Origin of the sequence: Pleionea sediminis (genome assembly GCF_007570825.1) — a bacterium.
Classification (GTDB): Bacteria; Pseudomonadota; Gammaproteobacteria; order Enterobacterales; family Kangiellaceae; genus Pleionea; species Pleionea sediminis.
In genome coordinates this window covers 1,904,704-1,921,366 of the sequence record NZ_SUNB01000001.1, presented here as the reverse complement: position 1 = coordinate 1,921,366, position 16,663 = coordinate 1,904,704, and the positions used below count along the sequence as shown (strand labels likewise).

The window sequence follows — 16,663 nt, the reverse complement described above, 5'->3', positions numbered from 1 at the left end:
GATGCCAATCGGACGAGTACTTTGTCGATTTTCTAATCAGCTAATAAATTGCTTAAAACACACTTAAATTTTCTCAATGGCTTTGAACAAGTTTTCCAATTGAATCGGCTTGGATAAATAATCATTCATGCCGCTTTCAAAGCAACGCTCTATGTCAGATTTCATTGCATTTGCTGTTAGTGCAATAATCGGTATTTTTTTAGCCTGAGTTTTTGCTTCATGAGCCCGTATTTTCTTGGTCGCTTCGTAGCCATCTAACACTGGCATTTGGCAATCCATGAAGATACAATCGAAACTGGAATTGAGGAACTTTTCAAAAGCCTCTTCTCCGTTTTCTGCAATTTCAATAGACTCAACAATTTTGGCTAGCATGGACTTTGCCACAATCTGATTGGTTTTATTATCCTCTACCAGAAGAACTTTCTTTATTGTGGTTACCAGCTGAGAACGTGTAGATGTGAGACTTTCAATAGACTTTGATAAGTCAGCATAAGTTAACAATCGGTTGAGCTGAGAATTATCAAATATTCGTTCAAACATACTGACAATCTTAAGGCTCTCAGCAGGCTTCAAAAGAAAGCCATTAATTGAACCGATGTTATCGAGTTGATCTTTTATATTGGCAGAAGATAACATCACAATAGGATTTGCAAACCCGTTTTTTCGCATCGCTGAAGCCAACTCTATACCATCCATTTCTGGCATCATAAAATCTGTCGAAACAGCATCAAAGGAAATTTCATTGATAGATTCCAATGCCTCTTTTGATGATGAAGCTAAGGTTACGTTTGCTCCGTGATGTTTGAGTAAACTTGACGTAATTTCTCGACCTATATCATTATCATCAACCACCAAAATTGATTTGTTTTTTAGTTCATTCATATCACTTTGCTCTTCCAATTCTCCTTGAGCAGAAAGTGCCGCGACAATATTGAAGCTGAAATTAGAGCCCTTCCCTTTTTCGCTCGTGCAACTAATTTGACCTCCCAACATTTGTACTAGCTTTTTAGAAATCGCTAGTCCTAGCCCTGTACCTCCGTATTTTCTAGTCGTTGAAGAGTCTTCTTGCGAGAATTTTTCAAAAATATTGGCGATATGTTTCTGATTAATTCCAATCCCTGTATCAATCAAAGAAAACTGCAAATTAAATCCATTTTCACTTCTCTCATTAACAGAAACTTCAATAACTATCTGACCTTGCTCGGTGAATTTGAGCGCGTTATTCGTTAGGTTACTTAAAATTTGTCTCAGACGAACAGGATCAGAAAATATATACTTTGGAACATTGGGTTGAATTTTTAATAGTACTTCAACTTTATTTTCCCAAGCTTTCAAAGATGCGAGCTCCGCAACCTCCTCAAGAAGCAATCTAAGATTAAAATTGATGTAATCTAAGTCAAGTTTATCGGCTTCAATTTTAGAGAAGTCAAGAATGTCATTAAGCAAATGAAGCAAGGTTTCAGATGAATTATGAATGATATTAGTAAATTTTCTTTGTTCCGAATCTAACTCGGTCTCTTGCAAAAGTGTATTCATACCCATAATACCATTCATTGGCGTACGAATTTCATGACTCATATTTGCAAGAAACTCAGACTTAAGTTTATTGGCCCGTTCAGCCGACGCTTTCGCTCTCTCAAGTTTTTTAGCTTCGCGTTTTTGCTCTGTAATGTTATGAATCGTCCCGAGAAAATGGACTCCATGAGGTAGCAGCATTTCACTAACACTTAATATAATAGGTATTTCATAACCGTCCTTATGAAATACCGTTAACTCTCTTGATTTACCAATTACTTTTGCCAAATGAGTTTTTAGATATTCTTGAATATAACTGTCATGATTACTGCGATGTGGCTCAGGCATAATAATTGAAATATTATTTCCAACTACCTCTTCAATGGTATAGCCCAACTCTTTTGTTAGTGCCATATTGGCCGATTGCACAACTCCATGTTCATTAATGACTAAAGACGGGTCGGGTGTTGAATTAAATACCGTTTGCAACTCTATATCTGTTTGAAGCCGCTTAGTTTCGTCTTTTTTAATCTTCTTAATTAAAGAGTTCCCATATAAAGTCGCCCCAATCACCATGAGTACAATAAATCCACCGATTAACCACTCAAATGCTTTTAATCTCTCAGCTTGAACCAGTTGATTGTCAATATAGTCGAGTTGCATTTTTTGGATTTCAGATGAAGCAATGGCAATATGACTCGCTAATTCAGCATAATGTCTATCCATCGTCGACATGTGTGTGGCCGCAATATCAACGTTTGCATTCTCTATTTCTCGAAAAATAAAGGAAACCTCAGCGTCCAACTGTTCAAAACTGCGATACGAATCATCTAGACTAGAAATAATTCTTTCTGTAGAGTCAATCAATGGATGAGTTAGAACTGACTTTTTTAGGGCGTCATATTTATTTAGCAGTGTTTCTTTCGCTTGATCGTAGTTAGCTCTCTCCTTGGTAACGTTTAAAGAGTCAAACACATTATTTCCAGGCCCATTAAGTATTAATGCTTTATCAGCCAAGTCCGACATCTCTGTTTGTAACTCAGCCCACAGCTTATTTTCGTCAACGGTATTGTAATAAAGACCGATAATTTCCTTATTAAGATACAAGCTTGCGACCACAGTAATAATGTCAAAAAGCGCCAACGCGAGATAAGCATAAAACCATCTTGGCTTTTGGGTTTTTATCGAGTTAATATTTTCGGCCAATTTAGAACTCTCCATCTGTCTAAAAATAGTTTAGTCCTGCCATTGTGTTAATCAACAATCTCATATTGATATCAGCAACACTGAATTAGGAAAGTGATTGAAAAAAGGTAAAAAGAGTCAGCAAAAATCTGAAAATACGTCCTTCAGATGTCCTTTCAAGAAGAATTAGTAAAGAGATGGTTATTAGATAATATATAGGGAGAAGTCAGAGTCTCTACTTCATAAATACTTTTCCACCAATCATTTTAAACGCAGGAGTACCACGAATAAGAGTCTCTCTCCCAAAGACTTGCTCGCATTCAGGACAGGTTGCGGGCACTTTTGTAAAATCTTTAGAAATCCGTTCTTTAAAACATTTAACCAACGCGCCTTTGCCTCCTTTTCGATAGGTGTACAGCTGTGCCTTACACTGACTGCAATAAATATCGACAGTTTTGGTTGGTCCTTTTTTGTTAGGTTTTGCCATTTAAAATCATAAATAATTAATTTTTGATACAAGCCTAAATTGATAATTTGAAAATATCAAATACAGAGAAAGTTACAATCAGTACAATTGCTGACTTCTATTTCCCAAAACAATATATATGCTCCAAAAAAATTAAAAGGGACTATTACAGCCCCTTTTGATACTTCATTTAGAAAAATAGGTATGGATAGATGCAAAACATCTATAGCAATATTAACCGTCTATTTTAAATTCCATGGTATAAAACAGTTCTTTATCGAGCATTAACTTTCCATTGTTATTCGGTAATTTAAAAGTCCATTCGGAGAGTGCTTTTAAAGCCGCATAATCAAACTTCCCTTGAGGCACTGACTCAATAACTCGAACATTTTCAACTTTTCCAGCGTCATTAAGCAGAAAACCAAACTTTACGTGCCCAGAGATTCTTTTTATCGCTAAATCTCTTGGATAAAAAGGCGTAACAACAACACATGGAATTGCCTCGTTGTTGTCTCCTTCCACTCGGTCTGACTCATCTATTAACCCACAGTCATCTAATTTTTTCTTACCAGAAAAAGCGGTATTGCCATTCGAAGTGCTCTGACAAGCAGCTAGTAGAATGGTAAGACTTAATACGAGTAATATTTTCATTTATATATTTCCTTCTCTAATAGTTAAACAAGTTGCTTTAACTCAAAATTTTCATTCGTCAATTGCTCTGGTTTAACGTCTATCTTTTTTGCCAGCAGTTGTTTGGCAAACATAAATTCTTTAGGTCGGTTAATGCAATCTGCAGCTAGTAATTTGCCACCTTTTAAATACCAAGCGACAAAACTGTCATTGCCATCGGCAGGATCTCCGCGAAGAACAACTTGGTCGTACCCCGTATTGAGTCCCGCAATTTGTAGCTTTATTGTATATTGATCGGACCAAAACCATGGCAGTGAAGCGTATTCTGTAGGCTTACCGCAAATACTGGCCGCAGCTGCCTTTGCCTGTTCCATCGCATTGGGTACAGATTCCAAACGTAAACGAGTATCTAACAGTTTATTCGGGTGATTCGTATTATCACCAGCTGCAACAATATCGGGATCGTCCGTTTGCGCAAATTCATCAACCCAAATGCCATTATTCGTTTTTAAACCCGCTTGAGCTGCAAGCTCTTCATTCGGGCGCACTCCGATTCCAACTATAACTAGATCGGCTTCAAATACGGTTCCATCGGTACATACAACTTTTTCAACAACTTTGTTATTACCTAAAAACTCAGCGACTTGCTTATTTGTAACGATGGAAACACCTTGTTGATGATGTTTGGCATGAAAAAAGTTAGATACTTGTGGTGCTGTTACTCGCTGAAGAACTCGACCTGCAGCTTCAACAACGGTCACCTCGTGATTCAATTGTTTCAATGATGCCGCAGCTTCGAGACCGATATACCCGCCACCGACAATAAATATTTTCTTGGGAGAATCTAATTCTCCTTTTATACGACTCACATCGGCAAAATTTCTTAAATAATGAATTCCCGCTAAGTCGGTACCGCAAATTTCTAACTTTCGAACTCGAGCTCCGGTGCATAGAGCAAGCTTGTCGTACGAAATAATTTCTCCGGTTTGCGTCTCTACCGTTTTCGCTTTGCGATTTATTTTTGCGACTCGAGTTTTCAGCGCAAATTCGATATTTTGCTTTTCGTATAAAGTTTCTGGACGTATGTAAACATTCTCCAGCTCTTGTTTTCCTGCAAGTAACGCTTTCGACAGTGGTGGTCTTTGGTAAGGCAAATAGGCTTCTTCAGAAATAATTTTAATTCGGCCTTGCCATCCCATTTGACGAAGACTAATGGCTAATTGAGCTCCCGCATGACTGCCACCAACAATCAGACAAGAGTTTTCTTTATCGCTAATGTCCACCGTGAATACTCCTTAAGATTGTTTTTTCTTTTTTACAACACGGATAATTCCAATGGCACTAATTGCTAACCAAAATAGTTGTAGAATGAGTGCCGCCAGATTAAATGAGTAAAAGACGGAGATGAGTACGAGCACAGCCCCTAAACCATTGAGGATGCTATAACTCATAGAGTCGCTTTTTATTTTTTCGATTTGCAAAAAGAAAAAGGCGCCAATTATCAATAAAGATCCTAAAGCGCCAATCGCGTCATACCATTCAAAAGCCATTGCGTTATTTGCAAAAAAGTTTAGGCATTAATACTGTGACTCAGGAATACGCACCGTCATTCCGTCCATTTCTTCAGTCACAAAAATTTGGCAACTCAAACGGCTGTTATCTTTTGGTTCGTTCACTGCCGTCAGCATTTCTTTTTCCATGCCTTCCGCATTGCCTGTTACCGGAAGATAAGATTCATCAACATACACATGGCAAGTAGCACAAGAGCAACAACCGCCACACTCTGCTAAAATTCCATCAATCATATTATCCATTGCACCGTCCATAACGGTTTTTCCAACGTCAACATCGGCTTCGTATTCATTACCCGCATGATCAATGTATTTAATTAACGGCATGATTTCCTCAACACTTTACTTATATGGGTTACAATTTTTTGAGCGCATATTGTAGCGGACTCCAAACGAATTAACATCTTCCCTGATTCCGTTGTAAATAAGGCAGTTAATTCACATCGCTTACCTAGGTATTCAATAACTTATTAGTCTGCCAAACGCTTTTTTATTACAAAGCAAATCGAGCTAACAATAAGGAGCTCCTGACCAAACACCTTTTTGGTGCACACCAACACCAAATCACCTTTGTGGTGCATAAAACTTTCTATTTTTGCTCTTCCATCTATACTCAAATGCACTCCAGAGTCGATTCTCTGGCAGGCGCCTCCCCAAATTGGGGATTGGCACGACGCTTGCTTTTCAGCAGAACAAAAAAATTAAATCCACTAGACTATAACAACCGGAGATAACTATGTCCGTCGCAAATGTCATTGACATGATTAAGGAAAAAGGCGTTAAGTACGTCGATTTACGTTTCACAGACACCAAAGGAAAAGAACAACACGTTTCTATTCCTGCTAGCCAAGTTAATGAAGATTTCTTAAACGAAGGCAAAATGTTCGATGGCTCTTCAATTGCAGGTTGGAAAGGCATCAATGAATCTGACATGGTCTTAATGCCAGATACAGAAACAGCGGTTATGGATCCTTTCTGTGAAGATCCAACGCTTAACATCACTTGTGACATCTTAGAACCTTCAACTATGCAAGGTTACGATCGTGACCCACGCTCTATCGCTAAACGTGCAGAAGAGTATTTAAAATCGACTGGTTTAGGTGACGAAGCGTATTTTGGTCCAGAGCCTGAATTCTTCTTATTTGAAGACGTTCGTTTCCATACAGACATGGCCGGTTCATTCTTTAAAGTTGATTGTGAAGAAGCGGCATGGAACTCAGGCAAAGGCTATGAAGACGGAAACACAGGTCACCGTCCTCGCGTAAAAGGTGGTTACTTCCCCGTTCCTCCTGTTGATTCTTCGCAAGATATTCGTTCGCAAATGTGTAACATCATGGAAGAAATGGGCTTAGTTATTGAAGCACATCACCATGAAGTTGCAACAGCGGGCCAAAACGAAATTGCTACGCAATTCAATACGTTAGTTAAGAAAGCTGACGAAATTCAAAAGTACAAATACGTTATTCACAACGTTGCTCACGCTTATGGCAAAACAGCGACCTTCATGCCTAAGCCTCTCGTTGGCGACAACGGAAGCGGTATGCACGTACATCAGTCTTTCAGCAAAACAGGTGAAAATGTTTTTGCCGGAAACAAATACGGCGGTTTGTCTGAAGAAGCACTTTTCTACATCGGTGGAATCATCAAGCACGCTCGCGCGTTAAACGCTCTAGCTAACGCTTCTACTAACAGTTACAAACGATTAGTTCCAGGTTTCGAAGCTCCTGTTATGCTTGCTTACTCAGCTCGTAACCGTTCTGCTTCTATTCGAATTCCACATGTAAACTCAGCGAAAGCACGTCGAATCGAAGTTCGTTTCGGTGACCCGACAGCGAATCCATACTTGTGTTTCGCAGGTATGTTAATGGCTGGTCTTGATGGAATTAAGAACAAAATCCATCCTGGCGACGCTATGGATAAAGATTTGTACGATCTTCCTCCAGAAGAAGCAGCAGAAATTCCAACGGTTGCATCTTCATTAGAAATGGCGCTTGATGCGCTTGATAAAGATCGTGCGTTCTTGACTGAAGGCGGCGTTTTCAGTGATGACTTTATCGATTCGTATATCGCACTGAAGAGCGAAGAAGTTCAACGCTTACAAATGACAACTCACCCAGTTGAGTTCGACATGTACTACAGCGTGTAATCATCAATACTCGCGAAAAGCCCGGTTAATTGCCGGGCTTTTTTTTGCTTATTCGGTCATTCAAGCAAAACACAAAGCACCATACTGGTGCACCAAGACAACAATGAACTATAATGGTGCAATGATTCCTATTCAAATTGATAATGTTTACCGTCTCTTGCAAACCTCCATCGTGATGGTTGATGAGTCGCTTCGCATACTGTGGCTCAACGACGCCGCAGAAGCGCTGCTGGCGCAAAGCTTACGTCGGGTACAAACGCAGCCGCTGATGTCGGTATTGGTTGCTGGCGATGTAACAGAAGAAATTCTGCATCAGTGCTTCCAACAGAAAGGCCAGTGGCAAATGGAAGACGCGACACTGGTGACCGCACAGGAGGAGTGGCAAGGGTGCCACATATCATTGAATTACCAACATTTGGAGCATACGCCAGTTATTCTGCTTGAAATCATGTGTGCACGTGAACAAATGAGCATCAGAAAGGAATACCAACTGCTGGACCAAAACAAAGTCAGTTTATCGATGGTGAGAAATCTTGCCCACGAAATTAAAAATCCGCTTAGTGGATTACGAGGCGCAGCGCAGTTACTGGCCAGGAAAGTCCCAGAAAACCTCGCTCGTTACACAGAAGTCATAGTCAGTGAAGCCGATCGACTACAAACACTGGTCGACCGAATGCTCACGCCAGCCAAAGTCGAAAAGCGCAAAGAAACCAACATCCACTCACTGACCGAGCGCGCTATTGAAGTCGTTGAGCTTCAAACGGACAACAAAGTTACTATTGTTCGCGACTATGATCCAAGCTTGCCAGAGCTCAACATCGCACCCGAACAAGTTTATCAATCCTTGTTGAATTTGATGAACAATGCCTGTGAAGCCGTTAGCTTTGAAGGTGAAATAACCCTACGTACTCGTGCAGTACATCAACACTCAATCGGGCCAAAACAGTTTCGCATCATGGCACGAATTGATGTGGAAGATAACGGCCCTGGAATTTCAGACGAACTTAAAGACGTTATTTTCTTTCCAACTATCAGCGGTAAACAAAGTAGCGGGCTTGGCCTGGGAATTGCGCAGTCGCTGATAAGACAAAACGACGGCATTATTGAATATGAATCGGCACCGGGAAAAACCTGTTTTTCCATCTATTTGCCGTTCATAAATAAAACGGAAGAGCAAACATGACCGATACAGCCAATGTATTAGTTATCGATGATGATAATTCAATCCGCTGGGTACTCACTGAAGCTTTAGAAGATGAAGGTTTTACGGTGACCGCAGCGGCTAATGCTGACGATGCGCGACGATTAATACGCGACCATCCTTTTTCCGTCGTATTGAGCGATATTCGCATGCCAGGCGATGACGGACTTGTCTTACTAAAAGAGCTGAAGCAGTCCCATCAAGAAATCCCAGTAATTATTATGACAGCGCATAGTGATTTGGAAAGCGCTGTGAACGCCTATGAATATGGTGCTTTCGATTATTTACCCAAACCTTTTGATGTTGATCAGGCCATTGAGCTGGTAAGTCGTGCAGCCCATGTTCACAAAGATGCTGATGCCCCAGGAAACGAACTCGAAGCCCCCGAAATGCCAACCATCATAGGTGAGGCTCCTGCCATGCAGGAAGTGTTTCGTGCTATTGGTCGACTGTCTCGTTCAAACATCTCAGTGCTCATAAATGGTGCATCCGGAACCGGGAAAGAATTAGTTGCTCGTGCACTTCACCAACACAGTCGCCGCTCAACCGGTCCCTTTGTCGCACTAAATATGGCCGCCATTCCTAAAGACCTCATTGAGTCCGAACTATTTGGCCACGAAAAAGGAGCTTTTACCGGTGCCAGCCAGCGATACCTTGGGCGCTTTGAACAAGCCGACGGTGGAACGCTGTTTCTTGATGAAATCGGCGATATGCCGCTCGAAACACAGACGCGTTTGTTACGCGTTCTTTCCGAAGGAGCCTTCTACCGAGTGGGCGGCACCCAAGCCATTCGAGCCAATGTTCGCGTCGTTGCAGCAACCCATCAAGATTTAAGTGAACTGGTGAAACGTGGAAGTTTCCGTGAGGATCTTTTTCATCGCATTAATGTCATACGCATTCAATTACCAACTTTAAAAGAAAGAATCACTGATATTCCACTTCTCGCGAAGCAGTTTTTAAGTGAAGCTGCGAAAGAACTGGAAACAGAACCCAAACAATTAAGTCGAGAAGCCGAACAACAGCTGATGCAATACGAGTGGCCAGGCAATGTTCGGCAACTCGAAAACGTTTGCCGCTGGCTAATGGTTATGTCGTCCGGTCGTGAAATCATGGCAGCCGATTTACCATCGGAAGTAAAAAGCATGACAACACCAGAATCCAGCAATTTACCGGTCAATCAAAACTGGCAATCCGCTTTAAAACAAAAGCTGGTACAGCAAGTTGAATCAGGCGATCAGCAAGCACTCGAAAATATTCAAGAAGAGTTCGAAAAGATTTTGATAGAATTAGCGTTAACCATTAGTGATGGACACAAACAAGACGCAGCCAAATTACTCGGCTGGGGCCGAAATACCATCACTAGAAAACAGAAAAAATATCAAACTCAATAACGCGAGTTCTATAAATGCTCAATATTGTTCTCTATCAGCCGGAGATTCCACCCAATACCGGTAATATAATGACCTAGAATTGCAAGGATAATTTATTAGGTTACCTCGAAATATTTGCTACTTTTAAAACAGTAGCCATTATTTGAGTTGACCAATGAAACGAATATTACTTAGAGATATCGCACTTGAAAATACGGAGATAGGCGAATTACGTATATTTTTAGATGACAACAATTGCGTGATCTTACTTCCACTTTTATGGCAAATACACCTAGCGAACACCGAGTCAATCTTTGATTGGATCACAACTGCTAGAACACCTTCTTTAGGAAAATTAAAAAGAACGCCGAGATTTATCTCAACCTCATTCACTACTAAACCCATCTCAAAAAATACTGCAGAAAATTATATTGGTCACCTATACCGCTTCATATTATATGTCAATGAAAACAACAAAAAACAAGGCATAAACGTACATAGGTTAGAGAAAATTGATTCAGAATTTTTGAGCGGTTATTTAAACTCTTACCTACCACTTCAACTCCACTCGATTAATTCATTAAAAGCACATTGCTCCGCATTAAGTGCATTCTATAATTTTCTTTTTTCACTAGATCTTATAGAGCCAAACAACATTCCTGTAACGAATATATATTCCCAAACAAAGCTGCTTATTTCTCAGAAAGATTGTTCCAATTCAAGAATAAATTATATATCCAAAGATGATAGGCTGCTGCTTCTAGAATCTTGTAACTCCCTAAGAGATCGATTAATACTTCGAATGGGCTATGAAGTCGGAATGAGAGCAGAAGAGAATACAGGTCTGATTCTAAAGTCTCATCGATCAAGATTAAAAGTCAATATAGGTTTGCTTGAACTGTTTCAACAACTTGATTCCGACTCAACAACAAATAGGTTTCGTTTTTTATTAAATGGAAAATATACAAAGCGTGGTCGTTCCAGATACATATATTTTGACCGTTCTCTACTAAAAGCCATGAAAACTTACTATGAAACTGAGCGTCACGAAATTGCTTCCACATCACGAACTCCAAGCGACACACTCTTTATCAGATCCGATAACGAAGGAAAAGGAAAGCCTATTAGTAAATCGCATGCTTCAACCGTATTTAGAAAATGCAAAGAATCACTGCCCCATCTCCATCAAGCGTCTTCATATCACGATTTAAGACATACATTTGCAACCGAATTATACCATTCAGAACTATGCGATCAGTACGGAAGGGAAACTCGCTCAGAAAGTGCCGCCTTATTGACCGTATCTAAAAGACTAGGACACAAAAATACATCGACTACCACGCGATATATTCGTTTAAGACAGCTAATGTTTTATATAGAAGGTATAAATCAGTGAGTAACTCAATCCTAATTAACTCTAAAAAACGTTTATTTACTCAACTTGGATTGTCTAGCAAGTTAGAATCTTTCAAAGAAGATTCAATCTATAAACGAAGAATCATTAACTCTATAGTTGAAGCATTAAAATCGGAGTGGTGGGCGAGCATATCTCAAGGTTCTCGCGACAGCTATCTTAACGGAGTAAAAATATTTGTTAAATGGTTAACTGACGATGAAGTAACCAAAGACAATTACTTTCATGTGCTCAATAGATTCCAACTTTCGCGAATAACTCAGAACAAAGTTAAGCCACAATCCACTGGTGTTTCAAAAATCATTAGATTATTTAATGAAAGCCTTCTCTCAATAAATCAATCAAGCCTTGAGGCAATAAATATAAATAGCATTATTGATAATACGAAAGTCGCGTTATGTGAAAAACCTAAACCTACTACGCTTACGTCATTCTTTTCGAATTCTACGTGGCTTAGAAGTGTTCTTGGAGAAAAGGCATACCTTAAACTTGAAAGCCCAAGTCGCTTGGTAACATCATTCTCTATAGCAGCCGCAACATTATTGCACAGTATTATTGATTCAAAGAGAAAAATCTCGTGTTTGCTTGAAGATGACAAAATTAGCTTTTCCCCAAAAAGCTATAAAAACATACAGGAAAGGACTGAGTACCAAAGTTACTGCAAGAAAATTTACAACGTGCTTAACAAGTCTACTACCTATACGAACTCTTATCTCGAATTATTCTATCTGGATACTTTGTCAAGTAAGGATTCTTCGAGGCTTATTTCCGCATTATTGTCCAATAACGAACATAAACCGTTATCCATAAAAACCAAATCATTCCTCAAACCTTTGATATTTTCTAAGGAATATCTATTTTGTCCGAGTCCTATTGAGCAACTTTTGTTTGCATGGATCTGCGCTTCACTTGCAGTACAACCTAGCAACATCGCCTCTTTAAAAAAATCAAATTTTCAAATTAGTTACAATAGAAATAAAAATCCGATTTTGATTCAATGCGAATATTATAAGTCAAGATCAAACATTAGGTATACAAGCCCAATAGTTGATATTCGCTCAATTGAAGGAAAAGCAATATTTCTCTATCTAAACTATTGTAACTTTGAAGGCAACGCTCTGTTTACTCACAACATCCAAAAATTACACTACCTAACTTTTGCATCTCATGACACTATATCAACAAGATTAAGCAACATTTGGCAGTCCACCTATTTTAATAAAGAATATTCAAAAAATATTGAAGCAAGGTCAGCATCCAGTATTTTTATCGATGCATTTAATGCTTTTTCGAAATACGGAACCATTTCATATCATACATGGTATCGAGAAAAAAAGATAAGAAATCAATGTACTACGTCAAAATCATATAGATCTGAAGTAGAGTATCCGATTCCTGCATATTTTTTCACTTTGCAAGCAATTAAGACATCAAGTGTGTATTCTCGCTCAGATAGATATAGAGAAAGCGACTTAATTAATGTCAATTCACATACAAACAACGTTGAGAAGTTACATTATCTAACGGATGAAAATAAAGACTGGATAAATCAACATGGCCGAATAACTAGACTTGTGCTTAACGATCTTGAGAAGGTAGTCTACAAACCCAGCTTGAACAAAGCTGTTTATAGAATCAATGATATTTTACTTAGAACAACTCTAATTAATGGAAAAAGCTCTCAGAAAAGCTTCCCAAAAAACTCTTCTGTTTGTGAATCGACAAGATTTTTCCAGAGCAATACGCTTTCTAATGAAGATATTCTGGTTATCGAATCTCCAGAAAGTGTGGTGTATATGCTGCATTATATACTTGAGGTTGAAAATAAATTTAATATACTGCTAAATAATTGCCCAACATATTTTGAACAAACAGTGCTTCCTAAAGTAGAGTGGATGAATGTTATTCTACATGAATACATAAAACCTACTGTATTTAAGTTAGGAAAATCTGAGTATAATAAAATAAAGCACGTACTACCTCCTCTATTCACTAACGAAGCTAGAGGCGGAGTAGCTTAATGAACGTTTCGACCAGCCAAAAGATTTCTCGAACACTTGAAAGTAAAAATACGCAATTACAAAATATCCTAGATCAACTTCCCGGAAAAAATAACTTAATCCATCATGATACTTGGAGATTTGAAGCTAAGCCACAAGGGTTTACAGCTGATTTCACTTCACTTAGTAATATAAGCATCGATTTCAACACCGACTCTAATTCAAAAGCAATTGCCAAAAGCTTCTTTCTATTTATGAGCGCGGGAAAAAATGGAATTGTGACATTGAGAAATATATTTGAATCAATAATAAAAATCTTTTTCTACTTACACAAAAATAAAATTAATACTATTAATAAAAACGACCTAAAAAGTTACTTAGAGTATATATTATCTCACTCAATGAACAATGGAGTACCTGTCCCTAAAGTGACTCCTTTAAGTTACCATGTCTCGCTTACTGCTATGAATACCAATGAATGGAATAGTGTAAGCAAAATTCATGGTTTACCATTTTTATTTGACCAAAACTTTAGTAACAGAATGATACATAAAAGACTAAAATTTATTTTCGAAAGTAAGTACCAGGGAGACTTGACTTTTGGAGACTGGAAAGATGGCGGCTCTCTAAACAACTTAACATTGGATTACGGAAAGTTTTATGTTGAACATTGCGCAAATATATTCGACAAACACTTCTCAGTCGCAGCATCTATCGGCTGGACTCTACTAAAAGTTAGAAAAATCAGCAATAAAGCTGGATTCTTTTATAACGATAAAGGAACAATGGGAATTCTTCGTCCAATATGCAGGAGCTTTCTGGAAGGATTGACTCCAAATCAGTTATGTAAAAGATACAGAAGAAACTTAGGTTTAGAAAGGCTTTTCGAGCTTCATAAAGAAACGATCATTGCATTTAAAGGAATTCAATCTCTTTTGTTATCCAGAAAGACAATTCTTGAGGAAAAGAACATAAGAGATATTGCCAATAGAGCTGGTTTAGAATCTTCAGAAGAATATATCGTACCATCTTTAACTGCATTAGTTGAAATTTATGTAGATAGAATAATCCAATCAAAAGCCCCTGAATTCAGAACCAATCCTAATCCTGAGAATGATTTAAGTAAGAGCCTTCATTTGGAAGGCCGAAGTATCAATCTTTTTTCAATAGTACAACCAATGTTTCAAGAGTTAGTTGACAATTGCAATCCAAGCGTTCCAAACAGATCGTTTTTTCGGAAATTTGGGTTAGAGAGATCTGGTTCAAAAGGAGTTACACTGTCGGATCAATATATCAAACTTATCGAGGATGCTGGAGCAACTTACTTTGTCGCGATAACGGGTTGGCGAGAGAGCGAATATGGATTTAGCATTGCAAATGTACACACAGATTATAATAGAGATATATTGGACCAATCAGCTAATCCATTAAGATTTTCAGTAAAGTGGTATGTTCCTAAAACAAACGGCGATATTAAGCTCAACCGTGAAATTTCTTATAAGGCCTATCAAACACTAAAGCTCATGAGCTTTTTAGTTTTGGCTGAGTCATTGCGTCCCTGCTTGTATAGATTCCAGTCCAGCGCAAAGAATATTTATAATTCAGCGGAGTTTATGAAAAGAACCGTTAGAAATGCTTGGGCACACTTTGTAAGCCACTACCAGCCCTTTACTGAAATATCAAAAAAATTCTCTAGTATATCTGACTTAAAAAAAGAACCAGAAAATACATTCGCACCTGATTTAGTTCATGCGTACATCACCGCTAAAACTCAGATTGAAAGAGTTCGATTTCTAATCGAATACGACAAGCGTAGAAATCTCATTCCTATGTTTCGAGAAGGTAAGTTAGCAAAAGAGCACTCAGATCTTCTAGAGCAATATTTATCACCAAGTACTTACAATTATTTACAAAATACGGAATCAAAGCATCCTACTTTAACAAAAGATGTTATTACGGAATTACTTACAGATTGCCTCTACCCCACAGTTCATGCATTTAGACATATGTGGGCAGAATCTGTATATCGTAGATTTGATGGTGACATTGGATGGATGATTCGCTCTAGTTTTAAACATATATCTCATACTCAGTGGAATGCATACGTTGATAACAAAGACAACTATTGGCAGCATCAGAACGTTAAACGCGAGGTTATAACCTCTATCGTCAATAACTACATCTCTAAAAGAGGGCATGATTATTCAGGTGCCTTTAGTAAGCTTTTACGAAGAATGTTTTTAAGAACTCATGTTAAAACTGTTCAAGAAATAGCTGATTTTTGCTTAAAAGAGATCATCGATATTAAATCTAGTCCTTGGGGATATTGCTTATTAAGCAGACGAAGCATGTTTAGAGCAAAATGCGCTGTCGGAGGAATCCCAGTTAGACATAATGCAACACCAAGTTTGTGCCTTGGCTGTTGTAATAACTTAACCCAGTCTGGTAATACAGAAGGTATATTGCTAGGCATCGCTAATGATTTAAGTATTCTTAATTCAACAGAAACCTTAGAACCACTATACATGGCATCCCAAAAAGTAGTTAAGAAGGCACTTGTTCACCTAATTGATTTAGGAGCAGATCCTTTAGTAATCCAAACAATTAAGACATCCTTGGAAAACAGGCCTAAATTCTTATGAAAACAGCTCTCGACTTGATAAACTTAAAAGCAAGCAAGAAGAGTAAAGTTAATAGGATACCTAACTGGGCATCAGACAAAAACATCTCTCTGAAAGCATTCCACTTCATTATTGAACAAAAAGATGAAAAGTTGAGATATATTAAGATCCATTCTCTACGTAAACATTATAAGAGAAAGTCAAATTATCAAATATTCGCCAGTGAAGTTGCGAGACACGTTGGCGTAAAACCGACTACATTAACTTCTTCTTCCTCATATTCAGCTGAATTGAAAAAGTTCTTACTAGATGTCAATAAACATCTAGTAGATGAAATGGATAAAAAATTGTTAACGCATGATAGAACAATGTCTAAAGGAATTAATCAACATCCTAAAGCCGATGTCTTGAAGGAGTTAAAGCATTACAAAAGGCAACTCTCTACATTAAGATCAGAAAATGCTTTAGAACAGGTAAATCTTATGGTGTCAAAACTCTCGCTTCCTGTTAAAAGAAAGCTAGGTCTAAATGTTTGAGCAGATAA

General features: G+C 38.3%; 13 protein-coding genes. 7 read left to right on the top strand and 6 right to left on the bottom strand.

Annotated features, from left to right (window positions below; genetic code table 11):
- Positions 1-63: 63 nt before the first annotated feature.
- The 6 genes from FAX86_RS07810 to FAX86_RS07790 all read right to left on the bottom strand — a co-directional run bounded on the left by FAX86_RS07810 (position 64) and on the right by FAX86_RS07790 (position 5,694).
- Positions 64-2,721: a hybrid sensor histidine kinase/response regulator gene (locus FAX86_RS07810; RefSeq protein WP_164503505.1), complete on the bottom strand. Its 2,658-nt coding sequence runs from the start codon at positions 2,719-2,721 to the stop codon at positions 64-66.
- A 214-nt stretch (positions 2,722-2,935) separates the two neighbouring features.
- Positions 2,936-3,187: a hypothetical protein gene (locus FAX86_RS07805; protein ID WP_144392770.1), complete on the bottom strand. Its 252-nt coding sequence runs from the start codon at positions 3,185-3,187 to the stop codon at positions 2,936-2,938.
- A 213-nt stretch (positions 3,188-3,400) separates the two neighbouring features.
- A complete protein-coding gene (locus tag FAX86_RS07800) occupies positions 3,401-3,817 on the bottom strand; it encodes an energy transducer TonB (protein WP_144392769.1) in 417 nt (138 codons plus the stop codon).
- Between the two features lie 23 nt (positions 3,818-3,840).
- Entirely contained in the window at positions 3,841-5,079 is a 1,239-nt protein-coding gene (locus tag FAX86_RS07795; protein ID WP_246128518.1) for an NAD(P)/FAD-dependent oxidoreductase, read from the bottom strand.
- A 12-nt stretch (positions 5,080-5,091) separates the two neighbouring features.
- Positions 5,092-5,346, bottom strand: a complete 255-nt coding sequence (locus tag FAX86_RS22180; protein ID WP_164503504.1) for a CBU_0592 family membrane protein — start codon at positions 5,344-5,346, stop codon at positions 5,092-5,094.
- 27 nt (positions 5,347-5,373) lie between these two features.
- The gene (locus FAX86_RS07790) at positions 5,374-5,694 is read right to left on the bottom strand and encodes a 2Fe-2S iron-sulfur cluster-binding protein (protein ID WP_144392768.1); all 321 of its coding nucleotides are present in this window, start codon (positions 5,692-5,694) and stop codon (positions 5,374-5,376) included.
- A gap of 409 nt (positions 5,695-6,103) precedes the next feature.
- On the opposite strand from FAX86_RS07790, the gene glnA reads away from it, so the two are divergent.
- The 7 genes from glnA to FAX86_RS07755 all read left to right on the top strand — a co-directional run bounded on the left by glnA (position 6,104) and on the right by FAX86_RS07755 (position 16,655).
- Positions 6,104-7,513, top strand: a complete 1,410-nt coding sequence (gene glnA / locus FAX86_RS07785; protein ID WP_144392767.1) for a glutamate--ammonia ligase — start codon at positions 6,104-6,106, stop codon at positions 7,511-7,513.
- A complete protein-coding gene (gene glnL / locus FAX86_RS07780) occupies positions 7,485-8,696 on the top strand; it encodes a nitrogen regulation protein NR(II) (RefSeq protein WP_144392766.1) in 1,212 nt (403 codons plus the stop codon). The genes glnA and glnL overlap by 29 nt, the downstream gene beginning before the upstream one ends.
- Positions 8,693-10,105, top strand: a complete 1,413-nt coding sequence (gene ntrC / locus FAX86_RS07775; protein ID WP_144392765.1) for a nitrogen regulation protein NR(I) — start codon at positions 8,693-8,695, stop codon at positions 10,103-10,105. The genes glnL and ntrC overlap by 4 nt, the downstream gene beginning before the upstream one ends.
- A 154-nt stretch (positions 10,106-10,259) precedes the next feature.
- Positions 10,260-11,480: a tyrosine-type recombinase/integrase gene (locus FAX86_RS07770; RefSeq protein ID WP_144392764.1), complete on the top strand. Its 1,221-nt coding sequence runs from the start codon at positions 10,260-10,262 to the stop codon at positions 11,478-11,480.
- A complete protein-coding gene (locus tag FAX86_RS07765) occupies positions 11,477-13,519 on the top strand; it encodes a hypothetical protein (RefSeq protein WP_144392763.1) in 2,043 nt (680 codons plus the stop codon). The genes FAX86_RS07770 and FAX86_RS07765 overlap by 4 nt, the downstream gene beginning before the upstream one ends.
- Entirely contained in the window at positions 13,519-16,140 is a 2,622-nt protein-coding gene (locus FAX86_RS07760) for a hypothetical protein (protein ID WP_144392762.1), read from the top strand. The genes FAX86_RS07765 and FAX86_RS07760 overlap by 1 nt, the downstream gene beginning before the upstream one ends.
- Positions 16,137-16,655, top strand: a complete 519-nt coding sequence (locus FAX86_RS07755) for a hypothetical protein (RefSeq protein ID WP_144392761.1) — start codon at positions 16,137-16,139, stop codon at positions 16,653-16,655. The genes FAX86_RS07760 and FAX86_RS07755 overlap by 4 nt, the downstream gene beginning before the upstream one ends.
- Positions 16,656-16,663 lie beyond the last annotated feature (8 nt).